The sequence below is a fragment of the Micromonospora sp. SCSIO 07396 genome (assembly GCF_053667945.1).
Genome location: NZ_CM132210.1, coordinates 3,930,418 through 3,951,961, shown reverse-complemented (window position 1 = coordinate 3,951,961; position 21,544 = coordinate 3,930,418). Strand labels below are relative to the sequence as shown.

Genomic DNA, 21,544 nt, shown 5'->3' with positions numbered 1-21,544 from the left:
AAGGTGAGTGTCGTTACGAGTCTGACCCGTTCCGTATCTGGGGGACGGGTGCAACCGGGGGGAGCACCGGAGCATATGCAACCGCACGAGAACACCGGACATCCGAGACGATGGGCGATCCTCGGCGTGCTGGTGGTCAGCCTGCTCGTCGTCGTCCTCGACAACACCATCCTCAACGTCGCCCTGCGCACCCTGGCCGACCCGGTGCACGGCCTCGGGGCCAGCCAGGGCGAGCTGGAATGGGCGATCAACTCCTACACCCTCGTCTTCGCCGGACTGCTGTTCACCTTCGGCGTCCTCGGCGACCGGGCCGGCCGACGCCGGTTCCTGCTCATCGGCCTGGTCCTGTTCGGCCTGTCGTCCCTGCTCTCGGCGTACGCGCAGAGCCCCGGCCAGCTCGTCGCGGCCCGCGCCGTGATGGGCATCGGCGGCGCGGCGATCATGCCGGTCACCCTGTCGATCATCTCCAACGTCTTCGACCCCCGGGAACGCGGCCGTGCCATCGGCGTCTGGGCCGGCGCGGTCGGCCTGGCGGTAGCGATCGGCCCGATCCTGGGCGGCGCGCTGCTGGAGCACTTCTGGTGGGGCTCGGTCTTCCTGATCAACGTGCCGGTGGTGGTGGTCGGCGTGCTGCTGGTCGCCCTGCTGGTGCCCGAGTCGCGGGACCCCAGGCCGGGCCGGGTCGACATCCTCGGCGTGCTGCTCTCGGTCGTCGGGCTGGTCGCGCTGACCTACGGCATCATCGACGGCGGCGAGCACGGCTTCGGCCGGCCCACCGTCTGGGCCGCGATCCTGGGCGGAGTGGCGGTGCTGGCCTGGTTCGTCGCGCACGAACGGCGCAGCGACCACCCCTCGCTGGACGTACGGCTGTTCCGGGTGCCCCGGTTCGCCGCCCCGGTGGCGATCGTCGGCCTGGTCTTCTTCGCCGCCATGGGCGTGATGTTCTTCAGCTCGTTCTACATGCAGCTCGTCCGGGGCTACAGCCCGCTGGAGACCGGCCTGCTCTTCCTGCCGTTCGCCGGGGCGCAGCTGGTCTTCGCGCCGCGCAGCGCCGCCATGGTGCGCCGGTACGGGGGCCGGGCGGTGGCCACGGTGGGACTCGTGCTGACCGCCGTGGCGCTTGCCGCGTTCGCCTTCATCGACGCCAGCACGCCGATCTGGGTGGTGCTGGTGGCCTTCTTCCTCCAGGGCGTCGGGATGGCGAACATCATGCCGCCGGCCACCGAGTCGATCATGTCGGCGCTGCCCCGGGAGAAGGCCGGCGTCGGCTCGGCGGTGAGCAACACCGTCCGCCAGGTCGCCGGTGCGTTGGGCGTCGCGGTGCTCGGCTCGGTGCTCTCCGCGGTCTACCGCCAGGACATCGCCACGGCCACCGACGCCCTGCCCGCGCCGGCCCGGGAGGCGGCCACCGAGTCGGTCTCCGGGGCGTACGCGGCGGCGGCCCAGCTCGGCCCGGCGGCCCCGAAGCTGATCGCGGCGGCCAACGACGCCTTCGTCTCGGCCATGCACTGGGCGGCGGCGATCTCCGCGGTGGTGGCGGCCCTCGGCATCATCATCGTGCTGCGCTGGATGCCGGGCCGCGCCGCCACGGCCGCCGACGCGACGCCGGTGGCGGAGCGGGAACTGGCCGCGACCACGTAGGTCCGGGAACAATGTCTGCCATGAACCCCACCGCCGATGCTCCGCGGTCGCCCGGGCGACCGCGGAGCATCCGCGCGGACGAGGCCATCATCGAGGCCACCCTGGACCTGCTCGCCGAGGGCAGCACCATCGAGACGCTGTCGATCGAGGCGATCGCCACCCGCGCCGGGGTGGGCAAGGCCACCATCTACCGCCGCTGGCCCGGCAAGGACGCCCTGTTGCTGGACGCGCTGCGCCGGCTCAAGGGGGTGGTCGCCCAGCCGGCCGGGCACTCCGTCCGCGACGACCTGGTGCTGCTGGTCGGGGCCGTCGGGCACAACATCGACCCCCGGGCCGAGCGGATCATGCCGTGCCTGGTGCCCGAGGTGAACCGTAGCCCGGACCACTTCCAGCTCTACCAGAACATCATCGAGCCGCGGCGGAAGATCATGCGGGAGGTGCTCCGCCGGGGCGTGGCCGCAGGCGAGCTGCGCGCCGATCTCGACATCGAGGTGGCGATGGCGCTGCTCACCGGCCCGATGCTGGTCCAGCGGCTGATGCGCTGGCACCCGGAGCTGGACGACCGGCTGCTCCCCGAGAGGGTCGTCGACGGCGTGCTCGACGGGCTGCGGGCCCGCTGAGCCCCACCGCCGGGCGGCGTGTCCGCCCACCGGCGTGTCGGGGCGGACCAGTAGGGTGTCGAACACCCGTACTGTCGAGGGGCCTGGAGGAGACGGCGTGCGTGTGCTGGGCGTCGACCCGGGGCTGACCCGGTGCGGGGTCGGCGTGGTCGAGGGCGTGCCGGGCCGCCCCTGCACGCTGGTCGCCTACTACGTCGTCTACACCGACCCCGCCGACGACCTGTCGCTGCGCCTGCTGCACCTGGACCGGTCGCTGACCGACCTGGTGGCCGAGCACCGGCCCGACGCGGTCGCCGTCGAGCGAGTGTTCAGCCAGCACAACGTCCGCACCGTGATGGGCACCGCCCAGGCCAGCGGGATCGCCGTGCTGGCCGGGGCGCGGGCCGGGCTGCCGGTGCAGACGTACACGCCGAGCGAGGTCAAGGCGGCGGTGACCGGGTCCGGCCAGGCCGACAAGAAGCAGATGACCGCCATGGTCACCCGGCTGCTGCGGCTGGCCGAGCCGCCCAAGCCGGCCGACGCGGCGGACGCCCTGGCCCTGGCCATCTGCCACGTGTGGCGGGGCGGCACCCGGTCCAAGCTGGCCGAGGCCGCCGACCGGGCACGACGAGGAGGAGCGCGATGATCGCCAGCGTGCGCGGCACGGTGACCGCGACCGGTCCGGACCACGCGGTGGTGGAGGTCGGGGGGATCGGTCTGGCGGTGCAGTGCGCCCCGGGCACCCTGGCCGAGCTGCGGGTCGGCCAGCCGGCCCGGCTCGCCACCAGCCTGGTGGTCCGGGAGGACTCGCTCACCCTCTACGGCTTCGCCGACGACGACGCCAAGCAGCTGTTCGAGCTGCTCCAGACGGCCAGCGGGGTCGGCCCGCGGCTGGCCCAGGCGGTGCTGGCCGTGCACACCCCGGACGCGGTCCGCAAGGCCATCGCCAACGCCGACACCGCCGCCCTGACCCGGGTCCCGGGGATCGGCAAGAAGGGTGCCGAGCGGCTGGTCCTGGAGCTGCGCGACCGGATCGGCCCGGTGCCGGTCGGTGCCGACGGCGCGGCCGGGGTGACCGCCGGGGCGTGGCCGGACCAGGTCCGTCAGGCGTTGGTCGGGCTGGGCTGGACGGCCGGGCAGGCCGATCAGGCGGTGGCCGCCGTGGCGGAGACCGTGGAGGGGCCCACCCCGCCGGTGCCGGTCCTGCTCAAGCAGGCCATCCGACTGCTCGGCCGGATCCGGTGACCGGCGTGGCACGGTCGCGGCCGGGGTGGCCGGCATGAGCGGCGACGGCCTGGTCTCGGCGTACGCCGACGACGCGGAGCGGGACGCCGAGGTCAGCGTCCGGCCGAAGCGGCTCGACGAGTTCATCGCCCAGCACCGGGTCCGCGACCAGCTCGACCTGCTGTTGCAGGGGGCGATGCGGCGCGGCGCCCCACCCGACCACATCCTCCTGTCGGGGCCTCCTGGCCTCGGTAAAACGACGTTGGCCAATATCGTGGCGGCCGAGCTGGGTTCCGGTATCCGGGTGACCAGCGGGCCGGTGATCGAGCGCTCCGGTGACCTGGCCGCCATCCTGACCAGCCTCGCCGAGGGCGACGTGCTGTTCATCGACGAGATCCACCGGATCGCCAAGCCGGCGGAGGAGCTGCTCTACAGCGCGATGGAGGACTTCCGGGTCGACGTGATCGTCGGCAAGGGGCCGGGGGCCACCGCGATCCCGCTCGACGTGGAGCCGTTCACCCTGGTCGGCGCGACCACCCGGTCCGGTCTGCTGACCGGCCCGATGCGGGACCGGTTCGGCTTCGTGGCGCACCTCGACTTCTACTCCCCGGCCGACCTGGAGGCGCTGCTGCACCGCTCGGCGCGGATCCTGGGCGTGCCGATCACCCCGGAGGGGGCGGTGGAGGTCGCCGGCCGGTCCCGGGGCACGCCCCGGATCGCCAACCGGCTGCTGCGCCGGGTGCGCGACTACGCCGAGGTCCGGGCCGACGGCGTGGTCACCCTGGAGACCGCCCGCGCCGCCCTGACCGTCTACGACGTGGACGCCCTCGGCCTGGACCGGCTGGACCGGGCGGTGCTGACCGCGCTGGTCGACTCGTTCCGGGGTGGCCCGGTGGGCCTGTCCACCCTGGCGGTGGCGGTGGGGGAGCAGCCGGACACGGTGGAGGAGGTCTGCGAGCCCTTTCTGGTGAGGGCCGGCCTGCTGGCCCGGACCCCCCGGGGACGGGTGGCGACGGAGGCCGCCTGGCGACACCTCGGCCGCACCCCGCCAAATGGTACATTTGGCGTTGAAGCCCCCGCCGTGCCCGATCTCTTCTCGAACGCGCCCGATCCACCGTGATCTGAACGTGATCTGCGCCGCATTCGGCGTTCCCAGGTGCAGGGATTAGACTCGCCGCGGTCTGTACAGGATGTGAATATCCGCCTCCGCTCCGGCACGCATGTGCCGCGACGGGGGCCAATGGGAAGGTCGCACACCGTGCTTTACGCAGCACAGTCCGGCGGAGGCGCCGGCAGCCTGACGCCGATCCTCATGATCGCCCTGCTCTTCGGGGTCATGTACTTCATGATGATCCGGCCGCAGCAGAAGCGCCGCCGCGAGGCTGAGGCCATGCAGTCCGCGCTCGGCCCCGGTGACGAGGTCGTCACCATCGGCGGGCTCTACGGCACGGTCGTGGGTGTCGAGGACGACACCGTGCTGCTGGAGGTGGCCCCCGGTGTGCAGTCCCGCTACGCCCGTCCGGCCATCGCCCGGGTGGTCACCCGGGCCGAGCGCACCGAGGCTGACGAGCCGGTCACCGAGGACGCGGAAGTCGTCAAGGAGTGAAGCCGCCTCCCGCCCGGCACCACGGGCGGGTAGCGGCGGGACAACTGGATAGGTGGGCCGGTCCCCAGGGTCGGCACCCGCACCGTCCGCCCGACGCCACCACGTCGGCGGTGGTGCGCCGTGTCGTCGGTCGGGAGTGGCCCGCGCAGAGCACGTCGGGGCGGGAACCCCGCTCCGACCTCGTCGCCGCTGCGCCGGCGGCGCGACCGTTACAGGGAGACAGACAGCCGTGGCACCACCTCAGGGACAGATGCGCCCCGGGCGGCAGCTCGCCGTGCTCGGGTTCATCTTCGTCGTCCTCTATTCCTTGGTGTTCTTCTCGGGCGGCGCCAGCGGCGGCTGGAAGGACCGGCTGGAGCCACGGCTCGGCCTGGACCTGATCGGTGGCACCCGGCTGACGCTGGAGGCGACCAACAGCATCGACGGCAGGCCCCCGACCTCGGCCAACCTGGAGGAGGCCCGGCAGATCATCGAGAGCCGGGTCAACGCCTACGGCGTGGCCGAGGCCGAGGTGGTCACCGAGGGCAACCGGAACATCGTCATCTCCCTGCCAGGTGAGAACCGCGACCTAACCGACGTCGGCAGCGCCGCGGAACTGCGCTTCCGCAAGGTGCTCAAGGCCGCCGACGGCAGCGGCGCGGTCGCCGCCCCGGCCCCGTCGGGCAGCGCGTCGCCGGCCCCGTCCGGTAGCGCCTCACCGACCCCGTCGGGCAGCGCGTCGCCGAAGGCCTCCGGCAGCGCGTCGCCGAAGGTGACCGGTTCGCCGAGCGCCGGTGGCCAGGGCGGCGGCGCCCCCGCGCCGAGCGCCAGCGCCACCCCGTCCGGGTCGGCCTCGCCGAGCGCCCCGGCCGCCTCGCCCAGCGCCAGCGAGGCTCCGGTGCCGCAGAGCATCGAGGAGCAGCGCAAGGCCGTCGAGAAGAAGGTCGGCGCAGCCGCCTGGGCCGCCGCGAGCGGGCTGCAGGCCCCGGCCGACCTGGCCACCAACCCGGCCCTGGCGGAGACGTTCAAGCCGTTCGGCGCGCTCTCCCCGCAGGAGGTCGCGGTACTGACCCCGCAGATGCAGTTCAACGTGCCGACCATCACCTGCGCCCAGCTCGACAAGCGGCCCCCCGCGTCGATCAAGGACGAGAAGCAGCAGGCGGTCGCCTGTGAGGGTGGCGCGGCGAAGTACCTGCTCGACCAGGCCAAGGTGGTCGGCACCGACGTCAAGGACGCCAACGCGGTCCTCGACCAGGCCAGCACCTGGGTGGTCAGCCTGAACTTCACCGGCGACGGCCAGTCCAAGTGGACCGAGCTGACCCGGGAGGCGTTCAACAACACCGGTGGTGCCTGCGACCAGACCGCCCTCGGCCAGGACGGCAAGTGCCGGGTGGCCGTGGTGCTGGACAACGAGATCGTCTCCTCGCCCGAGATCCAGGGCGTGCTGACCGGCGACTCGCAGATCACCGGCAGCTTCGACAACACCTCGGCCAACGCGCTGGCCAGCCAGCTGCGCTACGGCGCGCTGCCGGTCACCTTCGTGCCGCAGGAGCAGCAGAACGTCACCGCGACGCTGGGCGACAGCCACCTGCGGGCCGGTCTGCTGGCCGCCGGCATCGGCATGCTGCTGGTCATCATCTACTCGTTCTTCTACTACCGGCTGCTCGGCTCGGTCATCTTCCTGAGCCTGGTGCTCTCCGCGTTGCTGGTCTTCGGCGCGCTGGTGGTGCTCGGCCGGTCGATCGGCTTCACCCTCACCCTCGCCGGCATCGCCGGCATGATCGTCTCGCTCGGTGTGGCGGCGGACTCGTTCGTCATCTACTTCGAACGGCTCAAGGACGAGATCCGGGAAGGGCGCAGCCCGCGTAGCGCGGTGCCCCGAGCCTGGATCCGGGCCCGCCGGACGATCATCTCGGCCAACGCGATCACCCTGATGTCCGCCGTGGTCCTCTACATCGTCTCGGTCGGCACGGTGAAGGGCTTCGCCTTCGCCCTCGGCCTGGCGACCGTGCTCGACCTGGTGGTCGTCTTCCTGTTCCGGCACCCGATCATGACGATGTTCGCCCGGACCCCGGCGTTCCTGTCGCCGCGGGTCAGCGGCCTCGGTCGGGCGCTGCCACCCCGTTCGGCCGAGCCGGGCACCGCCCGCAACCCGCGCGTCAAGGAGGCCTGAGATGGCTAAGAGTGGTCTGGCGTCCCGGCTCTACCGGGGCGAGGCCGGTCTCAACATCGTCGGCCGGCGCAAGCTGTGGTTCACCGTCGCCGGGGTGCTGGTGCTGATCGCCGTGCTCAGCTTCGCGGTACGCGGCTTCAGCCTGGGCATCGAGTTCGCCGGCGGCAACTCGTTCCAGGTGCCGGCCAGCGTCGGCACCCTCGACCAGGCCGAGGACAAGGTCAACGAGGCGCTGGCGGCCGAGGGCGGCGGCGCCGAGGTGGTGACCGCGCAGAAGGTCGGCAGCACCAGCGGCGAGTACTACGAGCTGCGCACCTCGCAGCTCGACGCCGAGCAGGCCAACGCGGTCAAGGCCAAGATGGCCGACGAGTTCGGCATCAACGCCGACCAGATCAGCGGCAGCCAGGTCAGCGAGGCCTGGGGCAGCCAGGTGACCTCCCGGGCGCTGCTCGGCCTGGTCATCTTCGTCCTGGTGGTGGCGGCCTACCTGGTGCTGCGGTTCGAGTGGCGGATGGCGGTCGCCGCGATCATCTCGCTGTTCATGAACCTGATCCTCACCGCCGGCATCTACTCGCTGGTCGGCTTCGAGGTCACCCCGTCGACCATCATCGGATTCCTCACCATCCTGGGCTTCGCGCTCTACGACGTGGTGGTGGTCTTCGACAAGGTCCAGGAGAACACCCGGGGCATCACCGCCAACAACAACCAGACCTACGGCGAGGCGGCCAACCTGGCGCTCAACCAGAGCCTGATGCGGTCGCTGAACACCTCGGTGGTCGCCCTGCTCCCGGTCGGCGGTCTGCTCTTCATCGGTGCCGGTCTGCTCGGCGCGGGCACCCTGAAGGACCTCGGCCTGGTGCTGTTCGTCGGTATGGCGATGGCGTTCCTCACCTCGATCCTGCTCTCGACCCCGCTGCTGGTGCTGCTCAAGAACCAGGACCCGCGGATCGACGCGCACACCAAACGGGTGCTGGCCCGCCGGGGCGCCATCGCCCGGGGCGAGATCACCCCGCGCGGTGCGGCCCGGCAGGCCGCCGCCGAGGAGGCCACCGACGAGCCGATCGACCCGGAGGCGGCGGCCCTGGCCGGCAGCGCGCCGAAGGTCGGCGCACGTCCGGCGGCCAAGCGGTCGGCCGGCGCCCGGGGCGGCCGTCCCGCCGGGGGCGGCGGCAACCGGCCCGGTGGCGCGAAGCGGCGCTGACCGACGGGCGACCCGCCCCACGTCGAGTCGACGGCGTCCGCCATGCTGTGCGAGCAGCGTGACGGACGCCGTCGTCGTATCGAAGGAGAGCCGACCACCGTGACGGAGACCCACAGCACCGGTGTACGCGGAGACAGCGGCCCGCAGGTGGCCCGGCTGGTCGCCAGCCGGGTGCTGGACGTGCCGGACTTCCCCAAGCCCGGGGTGATGTTCAAGGACCTGATGCCGTTGTTCGCCGACGGCGACGTGTTCCGCGAGGTGATCGACGGGATCATCGACCACCACGGGCGGGACGGCTTCGACATCGTGGTCGGCATCGAGGCCCGGGGCTTCGTGATCGCCGCCGCCATCGCGTACGCGACCGGGTTGGGGGTGGTGCCGGTGCGCAAGGCGGGCAAGTTGCCCCGGCCGGCGTACTCGGCCTCCTACGCCCTGGAGTACGGCGAGGCGACGCTGGAGGTGCACCAGGACGCCTTCACCGCCGGGCACCGGGTGCTGGTGGTCGACGACGTGCTGGCCACCGGCGGCACCGCCGAGGCGACCCTCGACCTGGTGGAGCGGGCCGGCGGCACGGTGGCCGGTTTCACCGTCCTGCTGGAGTTGGGCTTCCTGGGCGGGCGGGAGCGGCTCGCCGGGCGTCCGGTCCATGCCCTGCTGACCGTTTGATTCCTGGGTCGTCCCGCCGACCTGGGACGGACCGTCCGGCGGAGCGGCACGGCACCTACCGTACGGGTAGCATTGCCCATTGCTGACCGGACGGTCACCCGTCCGGGCGGTGGTCAGGTGTCGGCCTCGGGGCCGGCGGGCAGTGCCATCGGCCCGACGGCGGCCGGCGGGAACACGCCGGCGTGACGGCCGGTTCGGCAAGACAGGCGTCGGCCGTACGGCCGGCGTGGTCCCGGCGATCGGTGAGGAGGCCGGTGTCCCACGATGTCGTTCCTCCGGTGGAGGGCACGGTGCACCCGACAGGCGACGCTGACGGCGCGGTGACCGCTCGGAACAACGATCCGGCGGCCGGCCCGACGGGGGCCGGCGACGACGTCGGCGGTACGCCCGACGGCCTGGCGGTGGGGGCGTCGTTCGACGACGACCCGTCGCCGAGCGGTGGTTTCGCGCTCTCCAACGCCCCGACCGGCCGCCGGGTCCGGGCGCGGCTGGCCCGGTTCAACGCCCCGTGGCAGACCTCCCAGGTCAGCGAGGTGCTCGAACCGCTGATCGCCAGCCACCGGGAGAACCATCCGAAGGCCGACGCACGGCTGCTCCAGCGGGCCTTCGACACCGCCGCCCGCTGGCACTCAGGCCAGTACCGCAAATCCGGTGACCCGTACATCACCCATCCGCTGGCGGTGGCGACCATCCTGGGCAACCTGGGGATGGACACCACCACGCTGGTGGCGGCCCTGCTGCACGACACGATCGAGGACACCGAATACACCCTCGACCAGATGAAGGTCGACTTCGGCCCCGAGGTCACCCTGCTCGTCGACGGCGTGACGAAGCTGGACAAGGTCAAGCTGGGCGACGCGGCCAAGGCGGAGACGATCCGCAAGATGGTCGTGGCGATGGCGAAGGACCCCCGGGTCCTGGTGATCAAGCTGGCCGACCGGCTGCACAACATGCGCACGCTGTCCTTCCTGCCGGCCCCGAAGCGGGAGCAGAAGGCCAAGGAGACGCTGGAGATCCTGGCGCCGCTGGCCCACCGGCTCGGTATGAACACGATCAAGTGGGAGCTGGAGGACCTGGCCTTCGGCACCCTGTTCCCCAAGCGCTACGAGGAGATCCTCCGGCTGATCGGGGAGCACCAGCCGCAGCGGGAGTCGCTGCTCAAGCAGGTCACCCAGAAGGTCGGCACCGACCTCAAGGCCGCCAAGATCAAGGCGGAGACGACCGGCCGGCCGAAGCACCTCTACTCGATCTACCAGAAGATGATCGTGCGGGGGCGGGACTTCAACGACATCTACGACCTGGTCGGGGTGCGCATCCTGGTCGACACGGTGCGGGACTGCTACGCGGCGCTGGGGGTCATCCACGCCAACTGGCAGCCGGTGCCGGGCCGGTTCAAGGACTACATCGCGATGCCCAAGTTCAACATGTACCAGTCGTTGCACACGACTGTCATCGGGCCCACCGGCAAGCCGGTGGAGATGCAGATCCGCACCTACGCGATGCACCGGACCGCCGAGTTCGGCATCGCCGCGCACTGGAAGTACAAGGAGCACAAGGGCACCCAGATCGTCGGCCCGCCGGCGCACATCGACGAGATGACCTGGCTGCGGCAGTTGCTGGACTGGCAGCGGGAGGCGGCCGACCCGTCGGAGTTCCTCGACGCGTTGCGGTTCGACCTGTCCAGCCAGGAGGTGTACGTCTTCACCCCCAAGGGTGACGTCATCCCGCTGCCGACCGGGTCGACGCCCGTCGACTTCGCGTACGCGGTGCACACCGAGGTCGGACACAAGTGCATCGGGGCGCGGGTCAACGGCAAGCTGGTGCCGTTGGAGTCGACGCTGTCCAACGGTGACGTGATCGAGATCTTCACCTCGAAGTCCGACACGGCGGGCCCGACGCAGGACTGGCTGAGCTTCGTCAAGAGCCCCCGGGCGCGTACCAAGATCCGCCAGTACTTCAACAAGGAGCGCCGCGAGGAGGCGATCGAGGCCGGCAAGGACTCGATCGTCAAGGCGATGCGCAAGCAGGGCATGCCGTTGCAGCGGATGCTGACCTCCGACGCGTTGATGGCGATCGCCCGGGACCTGCACCTCGCCGACGTCGCCTCGCTCTACGCGGCGGTCGGCGACAGCCAGGTGTCGGCGCAGTCGGTGGTGCAGAAGCTGATGGCCGCGTACGGCGGCGAGGAGGGCGCGGCGGAGGACATCGCCGAGACCGCCGTCGCCACCCGTCCGCCGCACAGCCGGCAGAACAGCAGCGATCCCGGGGTCGTGGTGCGGGGCGTCAGCGACGTCTGGATCAAGCTGGCCCGGTGCTGCACGCCGGTGCCCCCGGACTCGGTCTTCGGGTTCGTCACCCGTTCCGGCGGGGTCAGCGTGCACCGCGACGACTGCGCCAACGCCGAGGATCTGCGGGCCCAGGTCGAGCGGGTGGTGGAGGTCAGCTGGAAGCTCACCTCCGCCTCGACGTTCCTGGTGGCCATCCAGGTGGAGGCCCTCGACCGGCACAAGCTGCTGGCCGACGTCACCCGGGTGCTCTCCGAGGAACGGGTCAACATCCTGTCGGCGACGGTCACCACCACCCGGGACCGGGTGGCGGTGAGCCGGTTCAGCTTCGAGATGGCCGACCCGAAGCACCTGGGGCACCTGCTGGCCGCCGTCCGTAAGGTCGACGGGGTCTTCGACGCCTACCGGGTCACCTCCGGCGCCTGACCGTCAGCCGCGTCCCACGGTCGCCTGACACGAGAAGCGCCCGCCGGCTCAGCCGGCGGGCGCTGCGTCGTACGTGCTGGTCAGCTCTCGATGTCGCTCATCGTCAGTTTGGTGATGGTGACCTCCTTCTTGGGGTGGCCACCCCCCGCCTGCTGCGCGAACGCCTTGTCGTCACCGGCCGCCCCGACCTGCTTGACCAGGTCCATGCCGGAGGTGATGGTGCCCAGCACGGTGTAGTTCGGGTCGAGCTGCGAGTCGCCGTAGACGATGAAGAACTGGCTGCCGGTGCTGCCCGGCTGCCCCGAGTTGGCCATCGCGATGACGCCCTCCGGGTAGGGGGGACGCTTGTCGGTGGGCAGGTTCTCCTCGGCCATGCCGTAGCTCGGCCCGCCGGTGCCGTCGGTCTGCCGCCAGCCCTTGCCGGTCGCGCTCGGGTCGCCGCACTGGAGCACCTTGATGCCCTCGGTCACCAGCCGGTGGCACTTCGTGTTGTCGAAGAAGCCCTTGCTGGCCAGGTGGGTGAAGCTGCCGGCGGTGCAGGGCACCTTGGTCCGGTCGATCTTGGCGACGATCGGGCCCAGGTTGGTGTCGATCGTCATCGTCTGGGTGCCCTTGTTGGCCTGCTGGTTCGGCGGCAGCCCGACGTCCTTGACCTGTGCCGGCCGGCCCTCCTTGGGCGTCTCGGTGTAGGTGCACTGCGAGAAGCCCTCGGTGCCGGCGGCCTGCTGCGTGCTGTCGTCGTCGTCGCCACCGAGGCTGGTCGCCAACCAGACGGTGCCGGCGACCACGAGCACCAGGATCGCGGCGGCCCCGACGATCGCCTGCGTCTGCCGGCGCTTGCGGGCCTTGGCCGAACGCTCGGCCATCTCCCGCTCAAGTCGGGCCCGCGCCGCCGCGCGCTGCCGCTCTCTCGTGGACGTCACGGTCACTCCTCCTGGGCTGTCTCTGGCGCGGCGGGGCCGCAGGTACGGGTTGTGTGGGCCGGCTCAGCCGGCGCTCGGGCTGGCCGCCGGGGACGCGGCCGGGGAGCCGGTCGCCGGTGCCGGGGCGGCCTGTGCCTCGCCGACGGTGAGCTTGCGGATCACCACGTCGGTCTTCGGCTTGATCTTGGCGCCGGCCCCGTTGTCCACGGTCGGCAGGGCGCCGATCTTCTCGACCACGTCGAGGCCGCCGGTGATCCGGCCGATGATCGGGTACGCGGGCTGGGCCGGGCTGGAGTCCTTGAAGAAGAGCAGGAACTGGCTGCCGTTGGCGCCCGGCGGGTTGCCGATCATCGCGACCGTGCCCTTGGGGTAGGTCGGTGGCTGTCCGGGCTGCGGGCTGGCCGAGGGGCTCGCCTCGGGCGCGGTCGGCACGTTCTCGTTGTAGAACGAGTAGGTGGGGCCGCCCAGGCCGGTGCCGCTCGGGTCGCCGCAGCGCAGCGCGCCCTCGGTGGTGATCTCGTGGCACTTGGTGTTGTCGTAGAACGACGCCCCGGCCAGGTGGGCGATGCTCGCCCCGGAGCAGGGGGCCCCGGCGAGATCCAGCTCGGCGGTGATCGGGCCGCCCTGGTCGGTGTCGATGGTCATCGTGCGTACCCCGGTGGTGGGCAGATCCTTGCTGGCCGGGGTGCCGACGTCCTTGAGGTTGGTGTTGGCGCTGGCGTCCTGCGGCGTCCAGAGGCAGACGTCCTCGGCGGCCTTCTGCTCGGGGTCGCTGTCGAAGGCGCCCAGCCCCCACGCCGCACCGGCCACGATCAGCACCAGCACCACCGCCGCACCGACCCCGGCCTGGATGCGTCGACGCCGACGGGCGGCGGCGGCCCGCCGGGCCAACTGCCGGTCGAGCTTCTCCCGCGCGAGCTTGCGCTGCCGGTCCCTGCTGGAAGCCACCCGTGCTCCCCTTCCTCTACCCTGGTCGTCACCGGCGGTCGGGTCGTTCGCACCCGCCGTGCTCGCAGGTGCGCCACGCCACACGCCCGCCAGAGTGTACGGGTACCTGCTGTGAAAGTGGTGTACGAGGGCCGGCCTGGGTTTATCAAAGTGCGTCACTGTGCCGTACGGGGCCCCTGGTACGGGTGGGCGCGGATACCGGATCGCGCCGGCGACTAGGCTGCCCAGGAGACGGACGACTCAGACGGAAGGGGAGCGGACGTGCTCGTGGCCGGCTTTCCCGCGGACGCCTTCGGCACCAACTGCTACGTGGTGGCGACCGCGCCGGGGGAGCAGTGCGTGGTGGTCGACCCCGGCATCGGGGTGCTCGACCGGCTCGACGCCGTGCTCGCCGAGCACCGCCTGCACCCGGCCGCCGTGCTGCTCACCCACGGCCACCTCGACCACACCTTCTCCGTCGCGCCGGTCTGTGGCGCACGCGGCATCCCCGCGTACGTGCACCCGGAGGACCGGGAGCTGCTGGCCGACCCGACCAAGGCGTTGTCGATGGACCTCACCGCGCTGTTCGGCGGCCGGCTGCCGTACACCGAGCCCGACGACGTCGCTGAGCTGACCGACGGGGCGACGCTGGCGCTGGCCGGCCTGGAGATCACCGTCGACCACGCGCCCGGCCATACTGGCGGGTCGGTGCTGTTCCGGTTGCCCGGCACCGGCTCGCCCTGGGAGGCCGACCAGGTCTGCCTCTCCGGTGACGTGCTGTTCGCCGGCTCGATCGGCCGCACCGACCTGCCGGGCGGCAGCATGCCCCGGATGCTGACCAGCCTGCGGGAGAAGGTCCTCCCACTCGCCGACGACACCGTGGTGCTGCCCGGCCACGGCCCGGCGACCACCATCGGCCGGGAGCGGGTGCGTAACCCGTACCTCGCCGACCTGGCCGGCCCGGACGGTGCGCGCCCGGCCGCGCCCACCCGCGGCCTCTAGCCGTTCCTCCGCGCCGCGCGCGGACCTGTCGATCCCCCCCGCGCCCGGCGCGGACCCGCAAGGAGTACGTCATGAGCAAGCCCACGCCCATCTCCGGCTTCCCGGAATGGACCACCTCGCAGCGGATGATCGAGCAGTACGTCCTCGACCGGATCCGGCACACCTTCGAGCTGTACGGGTTCGCCCCGCTGGAGACCCGATCGGTGGAGCCGCTGGACCAGTTGCTGCGCAAGGGGGAGACCTCGAAGGAGGTCTACCTGCTGCGCCGGTTGCAGGCCGACGCGGACGGTCCGGCCGGTGACGACGCGCTCGGGCTGCACTTCGACCTGACCGTGCCGTTCGCCAGGTACGTCCTGGAGAACGCCGGCAAGCTCCAGTTCCCGTTCCGGCGCTACCAGATCCAGAAGGTGTGGCGGGGCGAGCGCCCGCAGGAGGGGCGCTACCGGGAGTTCCTCCAGGCCGACATCGACATCGTCGACCGGGACACCCTGCCGGCGCACTACGAGGCCGAGATGCCGCTGGTGATCGGGGACGCGCTGCGGTCGCTGCCCATCCCGCCGGTGCTGATCCAGGTGAACAACCGCAAGATCTGTGAGGGCTTCTACCGAGGCATCGGGCTGACCGACCCGGAGGCGGCGCTGCGCGCGGTCGACAAGCTCGACAAGATCGGCCCGGCGAAGGTGGCCGACCTGCTGGCCGAGACGGCCGGGGCGAGCGCGGCGCAGGCCGACGCCTGCCTGGCGCTGGCCGGGATCTCCGCCCCGGACGCGTCGTTCGCCGAGGCGGTGCAGGCTCTCGGGGTGCGCGATCCGCTGCTCGACGAGGGCGTCGCCGAGTTGGTCGCGGTGGTGGAGACGGCCGCCGCGCACGCGCCGGGGCTGTGCGTCGCCGACCTGCGCATCGCCCGGGGCCTGGACTACTACACCGGCACCGTCTACGAGACCCAGCTGGTCGGCTACGAGCGGTTCGGCTCGATCTGCTCCGGCGGCCGGTACGACAACCTGGCCAGCGCCGGCGCCGTGTCGTACCCGGGGGTGGGGATCTCGATCGGGGTGACCCGGCTGCTCGGCCTGCTGTTCGGTGCGGAGGCGCTGTCGATCTCGCGCAGCGTGCCGACCTGCGTGCTGGTCGCCGTCGCGGCCGAGGAGGAGCGGGCGGCCAGCAACGCCGTGGCGGAGGCGCTGCGGTCGCGGGGCGTACCGACCGAGGTGTCGCCGAGCGCGGCGAAGTTCGGCAAGCAGATCCGGTACGCCGAGCGGCGCGGCATCCCGTACGTGTGGTTCCCGGGAGCCGAGGGTCACCAGGTGAAGGACATCCGTTCGGGCGAGCAGGTGGACGCGCTGGCGGACCGGTGGTCCCCGCCGCCTGCGGACCTGACGCCGGTGATCGGTTGAGCCCGGGTTACTGGCGCGTACGCCGACGGGGACCTACGGTGGCGTAAGTTACGCCACCGTAGGGAGGGCCCCTGTGACCGAGCTGAGCCAGACCGCGCTGCTCCACGAACTCGAACCCGTGGTCGCCAAGAACCTCGACCGGCACCTGTCGATGGCCAAGGAGTGGTTCCCGCACGAGTACGTGCCGTGGAGCGAGGGGCGCACCTTCGACGGCCCGCTCGGCGGCGAGGCGTGGTCGGAGGGGGACTCGACGCTGCCCGAGGTGGCCCGGACGGCGCTGATCGTCAACCTGCTCACCGAGGACAACCTGCCCTCGTACCATCACCAGATCGCCAGCCTGTTCGGGCCGGACGGGGCGTGGGGGACCTGGGTGGGCCGGTGGACGGCCGAGGAGGGCCGGCACGGCACCGCCATCCGGGACTACCTGACGGTGACCCGGGCGGTCGACCCGGTGGCCCTGGAGCGGGCCCGGATGGTGCACATGACCGCCGGTTACAGCAACTCGCACGACTCGTCGATGCTGCGTTCGCTGGCGTACGTGTCGTTCCAGGAACTGGCCACCCGGATCTCGCACCGCAACACCGGCCGGATCACCGGTGACCCGGTCTGCGAGGCGCTACTGAGCCGGGTCGCGGCCGACGAGAACCTGCACATGGTCTTCTACCGCAACCTGCTCGGGGCGGCCCTGGAGGTGGCCCCCGACCAGACGATGCGGGCGATCGCCGAGGTGCTGGAGGACTTCCAGATGCCCGGCGTCGGCATCGAGGGCTTCACCCGCAAGTCGGTGACGATCGCCCTGGCCGGGATCTACGACCTGCGTCAGCACCGCGACGACGTGGTCGCCCCGGTGCTGCGTCAGTGGGACGTGTTCAACGTCGCCGGCCTGGGTGCCGAGGGCGAGGCCGCCCGGGAACGGATCGCCGCCCACCTGGACGGCCTGGAGCAGGCCGCGTCCCGGTTCGAGGAGAAGCGCGACGCCCGGGCCGCCAAGCTGGCCGCCCGCGCCTGAACGTCCCGCCCGGGAACCGTCCGCTCCCGCACCTGTCCCCGGTGGGGCCGGTGGGGTGGGCGGTCCCGGGCTGCGCGTCGCCGACGCGAGCGCCGCTTTCGCTCCGGCCCTGTCCGCCGGTCACCGTGGGTGACGCAGGGCCGCCCTTCCGGCTTGGTGACTTAACGTAACTTGCCGGCCTTCCTTGGTGTCCCACCTCTCCGCGCTTTGCTCTGCTGCCCGCGCGGCACCACCGACCTGGCCTGTGGTCGACCGATGATCTTCGGTGGGGCCGGCCCCGGCTCCCGCTACCCTCCGTGACTGTCGCCGGCAGGGCGGCAGAGCAAGGGGGTGGCGTGTGGCGGCTCTGCGTGACGGGCTGGGGTGCCCTCTCCTGTCCGGTGCCGGGGCGGTCGAGGTGGTCGGGGTCGGTGGTCCCGACGGGGCGTCGTGTCGACCGCGGCCGACCGGGGGCCGGGTCCGGCGGTGGTCGGGCGGACGGGATCCTCGCCGGTCGGCTCGGCCGGGCCGGTGTGGGTCTGACATGGATGTGTCCACCGTGTTGCTTGACCGTCATAACCGCTGGTGGGGTGAATCCGGGCAAACTCATGTCTTGCTTACGATCTTAAATATGTGAATACTTCAGTCACTTGGCCGATTTCCCCAGGTCGGCCGGGTTGTCCCCGGGTGCGTCCCCGTGACGCAGCCCGTCACCCCCTTTCGGAGGTTGTTACATGCGACCCACGAGGTCCTCACTCCGTCACGCCGCCGCCGTCGCCATGGCCGGAACCCTGGTCACCGGCGCGCTCATGGGTGCCCCCGCCCAGGCGGCCCCCGCCTCGCCCGCATCCCCCGACGCCGCCGCCAGCCTGGCCGAGCGCCTCGGCGACCGGGCCGCCGGCACCTACGCCGACGCCAGCGGCAAGATGATCGTCGCCGTCACCGACTCCGCCGCCGCCAAGCAGGTCCGCGCCGCCGGCGCCACCGCGAAGCTGGTCACCCGGGGTGCCGCGCAGCTCCGTTCCGCCACCGCCGAACTGGAGCGGTCGGCCAAGATCCCCGGCACCGCGTGGTGGACCGACGCCGCCACCAACCAGGTCGTCGTGTCGGTCGACAGCACCGTCACCGGTGCCAAGCTGGAGCGGGTCAAGGCCGCCGCCGCGCGCACCGGTGGCACCGTGCGGATCGAGGCCGAGGCCGGCGTGCTCAGCACCAAGATCTCCGGTGGCCAGGCCATCTACACCGGCGGCGGCCGTTGCTCGCTCGGCTTCAACGTCCGCAACAGCGCCGGTCAGACCTTCTTCCTGACCGCCGGGCACTGCACCAACATCGGCTCGACCTGGTACTCGAACTCCGGCCAGACCAGCGTGCTCGGCACCCGTACCGGCACCAGCTTCCCGGGCAACGACTACGGCATCGTCCGGCACAGCAACGCCGCCAACGCGACCGGCAACGTCTACCTCTACAACGGCAGCTACCAGGACGTCACCGGTGCCGCCAACGCCTACGTCGGCCAGAGCGTGCAGCGCTCCGGCAGCACCACCGGCGTCAAGGGTGGCTCGGTGACGGCCACCAACGCCACGGTGAACTACGCCGAGGGCTCGGTCTCCGGCCTGATCCGGACCACCGTGTGCGCCGAGCCGGGCGACAGCGGCGGCTCGCTGTTCAGCGGCAGCAGCGCGATCGGCCTCACCTCCGGCGGCAGCGGCAACTGCACCCGCGGCGGCACCACCTACTTCCAGCCCGTCACCGAGCCGCTGAGCGTCTACGGCGTCAGCATCATCTGATCCACCTCCGGATCATCCGATCCACCTCCGTGAACGGGCCGTCGGGGACACCGGCGGCCCGTTCCGCGCGTCCGGTGGGCGGGGCCGGCCTTGCTCACCCCGCAACCGGGCGCACCGGGCGGCTGACACAATGCGGGGGAACAGCCGTACCGCAGATGAGGAGACGCAAGTCGTGATCCGTACCCATGACGCCGGCAGCCTGCGCGCGACGGACGCCGGCACCACGGTGACGCTCGCCGGGTGGGTCGCCCGCCGGCGCGACCACGGCGGTGTCATCTTCGTCGACCTGCGCGACGGCTCCGGCGTGGTCCAGGTGGTGTTCCGCGAGGAGGACGCGCACGCGCTGCGCAACGAGTTCTGCGTCAAGGTCACCGGCGAGGTGACCCGCCGCCCCGAGGGCAACGAGAACCCGGAGCTGCCCACCGGCGAGATCGAGGTGACCGCCAGCGCGCTGGAGGTGCTCTCCGAGGCCGCGCCGCTGCCGCTTCCGGTCGACGACCAGGTCGAAGCCGGCGACGACATCCGGCTGCGCTACCGCTACCTGGACCTGCGGCGCAGCGGCCCGGCGAAGGCGATGCGGTTGCGCTCGCGGGCCAACCAGCTCGCCCGCACCGTGCTGCACGACCGGGACTTCCTGGAGATCGAGACCCCGACGCTGACCCGGTCCACCCCCGAGGGCGCCCGCGACTTCCTGGTCCCGGTCCGGCTCCAACCCGGCAGCTGGTACGCGCTGCCGCAGTCGCCGCAGCTGTTCAAGCAGCTGCTGATGGTCGGCGGCATGGAGCGGTACTACCAGATCGCCCGCTGCTACCGCGACGAGGACTTCCGGGCCGACCGGCAGCCGGAGTTCACCCAGCTCGACATCGAGATGTCCTTCGTCACCGAGGACGACGTGATCGACCTCGGCGAGGCGATCGTCGCGGCGCTCTGGAAGGACCTGGCCGGGCACGAGATCTCCCGGCCCATCCCCCGGATCACCTGGCACGACGCCATGTCCCGGTACGGCTCCGACAAGCCCGACCTGCGCTACGGCCTGGAGTTGACCGAGCTGACCGACTACCTGCGCGGCACCGCCTTCCGGGTCTTCGCCGGGGCGATCGACGCGGGCGGCTACGTCGGCGCGGTGGTCATGCCCGGCGGCGCGGCGCAGACCCGCAAGGAACTGGACGGCTGGCAGGACTGGGCCAAGGCGCGCGGCGCGCGTGGCCTGGCGTACGTGGTGCTGGACGCCGAGACCGGCGAGGCGCGTGGGCCGGTGGCCAAGAACCTCTCCGCCGAGCACCTGGGCGGGCTGGCCGACGCGGTCGGGGCCAAGCCGGGCGACGCGGTGTTCTTCGCCGCCAGCACGGACACCCGGGAGGCGCAGGAGCTGCTCGGCGCGGCCCGGATCGAGATCGCCAAACGGGCCAAGCTGGTCGACGAGAGCGCCTGGGCGTTCTGCTGGGTGGTCGACGCGCCGATGTTCGAGCGTACGGACGAGGGTGGCTGGACCGCCGTGCACCACCCGTTCACCTCGCCGAACGCCGACTGGGTCGACCGGTTCGAGGAGGCCCCGGACCGGGCGCTGGCCTACGCGTACGACATCGTCTGCAACGGCAACGAGATCGGCGGTGGCTCGATCCGTATCCACCGGGGCGACGTGCAGCAGCGGGTCTTCGACCTGCTCGGCATCACCCCCGCCGAGGCGCAGGACAAGTTCGGCTTCCTGCTGGAGGCGTTCAAGTACGGCGCCCCGCCGCACGGCGGCATCGCGTTCGGCTGGGACCGGGTCTGCATGCTGCTGGCCGGGGCCGACTCGATCCGCGAGGTGATCGCCTTCCCCAAGACCCGGGGCGGCTTCGACCCGCTGACCGGCGCCCCGACCCCGATCACCGGGCAGCAGCGCGCCGAGGCCGGCATCGACGCCAAGCCCAAGCCCGCCGCCACCGCGTCCACCGGCACCGCCGGCCCGGCCGCCCCGGTCGCCGACCCGGTCTGACCCACCACCCGGAACCCGGCCCCACCCGGAGCCCGGCCCGGCCTACCCGGCATCGTTGATCAAGAGGTTTGCGTCATCATCGCTCGCCGAGGTGACGCAAACCTCTTGATCGTTACGGGAGAGTGGTGGGATGCGGATGCTCGTGGTGGGAGGGAGTGGGGGCGCGGCTGGTGCACCTGTCCAGCGACGCGTTGCACGGCGGACGTCCCGAACCGTACGGCGACGACGGGCCGCCCAGCCCGGTCCACGCCTACGGTGCGGCGAAGGCGGCGGCGGAGACCGCGGTCCGGGCGATCGACCCGTCCGCCGTGCTGGTGCGTACCTCGCTGATCGTGGGCGAGGGCAGCAAGCAGATCCGGCTCTGCCGGGAGGCGCTCGCCGGGCGGGCCGTCCTGTTCACCGACGAGCTGCGCTGCCCGATCGACGTGACCGACCTGGCCCGCGCCGTGCTGGAGCTGGCCACGTCGTCGTACGCCGGGCTGCTCAACGTCGCCGGCCCTGACGCGGTCAGCCGGGCGGAACTGGGGTTGCTGGTGGCCCGGCGGGAGGGGCTCGACCCGGGTGGGATGACCACCGCCACCGGGCGGTCGTCGGGGTTGGTCCGCCCGGCGCAGGTACGCCTGGACTCCTCCCGCGCGGTCGGTCTGCTCCGGACCCGGCTGCGCGGCGTCGCCGAACTCCTCACCGGCTGACCCCCTCCTGCCTGCCGGCCCCTCCGTGATGCTGCACAGTTTCTATGCATAAC

The 21,544-nt window shown here is 71.9% G+C and carries 17 protein-coding genes and 1 pseudogene; 16 read left to right on the top strand and 2 right to left on the bottom strand.

The genetic code is table 11. The annotated features are described in order from the left end of the window. The first annotated feature begins 75 nt into the window (after window positions 1–75). The 10 genes and pseudogenes from ACWCHM_RS16975 to ACWCHM_RS16930 all read left to right on the top strand — a co-directional run. A complete protein-coding gene (locus ACWCHM_RS16975; RefSeq protein WP_204961349.1) occupies window positions 76–1,641 on the top strand; it encodes an MFS transporter in 1,566 nt (521 codons plus the stop codon). Between the two features lie 11 nt (window positions 1,642–1,652). Further along, on the top strand, window positions 1,653–2,261 hold the full coding sequence (locus ACWCHM_RS16970; protein ID WP_281898933.1) for a TetR/AcrR family transcriptional regulator: 609 nt from the start codon (window positions 1,653–1,655) through the stop codon (window positions 2,259–2,261). A 97-nt stretch (window positions 2,262–2,358) separates the two neighbouring features. Next, entirely contained in the window at window positions 2,359–2,886 is a 528-nt protein-coding gene (ruvC, locus tag ACWCHM_RS16965; protein WP_204961351.1) for a crossover junction endodeoxyribonuclease RuvC, read from the top strand. Further along, window positions 2,883–3,485, top strand: coding sequence for a Holliday junction branch migration protein RuvA (gene ruvA / locus ACWCHM_RS16960; protein WP_421488845.1), 603 nt, complete (start codon window positions 2,883–2,885; stop codon window positions 3,483–3,485). Before ruvC ends, ruvA begins: the two co-directional genes overlap by 4 nt. Before the next feature lie 34 nt (window positions 3,486–3,519). Then, entirely contained in the window at window positions 3,520–4,584 is a 1,065-nt protein-coding gene (gene ruvB / locus ACWCHM_RS16955; RefSeq protein ID WP_204961353.1) for a Holliday junction branch migration DNA helicase RuvB, read from the top strand. A gap of 120 nt (window positions 4,585–4,704) precedes the next feature. After that, entirely contained in the window at window positions 4,705–5,070 is a 366-nt protein-coding gene (gene yajC, locus ACWCHM_RS16950; protein ID WP_239486215.1) for a preprotein translocase subunit YajC, read from the top strand. A gap of 229 nt (window positions 5,071–5,299) precedes the next feature. Further along, entirely contained in the window at window positions 5,300–7,222 is a 1,923-nt protein-coding gene (secD, locus tag ACWCHM_RS16945) for a protein translocase subunit SecD (RefSeq protein WP_454219001.1), read from the top strand. 1 nt (window position 7,223) lies between these two features. Continuing rightward, window positions 7,224–8,423 (top strand): protein translocase subunit SecF, encoded by a 1,200-nt coding sequence (gene secF, locus ACWCHM_RS16940; protein ID WP_204961356.1) that lies wholly within the window; start codon window positions 7,224–7,226, stop codon window positions 8,421–8,423. Window positions 8,424–8,522: 99 nt separating this feature from the next. Beyond that, window positions 8,523–9,089, top strand: coding sequence for an adenine phosphoribosyltransferase (locus ACWCHM_RS16935; RefSeq protein ID WP_281898925.1), 567 nt, complete (start codon window positions 8,523–8,525; stop codon window positions 9,087–9,089). 431 nt (window positions 9,090–9,520) lie between these two features. Then, window positions 9,521–11,800 (top strand): annotated as a pseudogene (locus tag ACWCHM_RS16930) (RelA/SpoT family protein); the annotation flags it as partial. An 80-nt stretch (window positions 11,801–11,880) separates the two neighbouring features. Here the strand turns inward: ACWCHM_RS16930 and ACWCHM_RS16925 are convergent. Further along, complete coding sequence (locus tag ACWCHM_RS16925) at window positions 11,881–12,723, bottom strand: peptidylprolyl isomerase (protein WP_454219000.1); 843 nt, start codon at window positions 12,721–12,723, stop codon at window positions 11,881–11,883. 63 nt (window positions 12,724–12,786) lie between these two features. Further along, complete coding sequence (locus ACWCHM_RS16920) at window positions 12,787–13,671, bottom strand: peptidylprolyl isomerase (RefSeq protein WP_454218999.1); 885 nt, start codon at window positions 13,669–13,671, stop codon at window positions 12,787–12,789. A gap of 261 nt (window positions 13,672–13,932) precedes the next feature. Between ACWCHM_RS16920 and ACWCHM_RS16915 the strand changes: the two genes are divergently transcribed. From ACWCHM_RS16915 to ACWCHM_RS16890, 6 genes are all read left to right on the top strand, one after another. Then, the gene (locus ACWCHM_RS16915; protein WP_281898921.1) at window positions 13,933–14,652 is read left to right on the top strand and encodes an MBL fold metallo-hydrolase; all 720 of its coding nucleotides are present in this window, start codon (window positions 13,933–13,935) and stop codon (window positions 14,650–14,652) included. A gap of 71 nt (window positions 14,653–14,723) precedes the next feature. Continuing rightward, window positions 14,724–16,046 (top strand): histidine--tRNA ligase, encoded by a 1,323-nt coding sequence (gene hisS, locus ACWCHM_RS16910; RefSeq protein ID WP_454218998.1) that lies wholly within the window; start codon window positions 14,724–14,726, stop codon window positions 16,044–16,046. A gap of 73 nt (window positions 16,047–16,119) precedes the next feature. Further along, a complete protein-coding gene (locus ACWCHM_RS16905; protein ID WP_088643999.1) occupies window positions 16,120–17,055 on the top strand; it encodes an acyl-ACP desaturase in 936 nt (311 codons plus the stop codon). Between the two features lie 713 nt (window positions 17,056–17,768). Further along, complete coding sequence (locus ACWCHM_RS16900; RefSeq protein ID WP_204961362.1) at window positions 17,769–18,821, top strand: S1 family peptidase; 1,053 nt, start codon at window positions 17,769–17,771, stop codon at window positions 18,819–18,821. Between the two features lie 172 nt (window positions 18,822–18,993). After that, complete coding sequence (gene aspS, locus ACWCHM_RS16895) at window positions 18,994–20,799, top strand: aspartate--tRNA ligase (RefSeq protein ID WP_454218997.1); 1,806 nt, start codon at window positions 18,994–18,996, stop codon at window positions 20,797–20,799. A 155-nt stretch (window positions 20,800–20,954) separates the two neighbouring features. Beyond that, complete coding sequence (locus ACWCHM_RS16890; protein ID WP_454218996.1) at window positions 20,955–21,491, top strand: sugar nucleotide-binding protein; 537 nt, start codon at window positions 20,955–20,957, stop codon at window positions 21,489–21,491. Window positions 21,492–21,544: the final 53 nt, after the last annotated feature.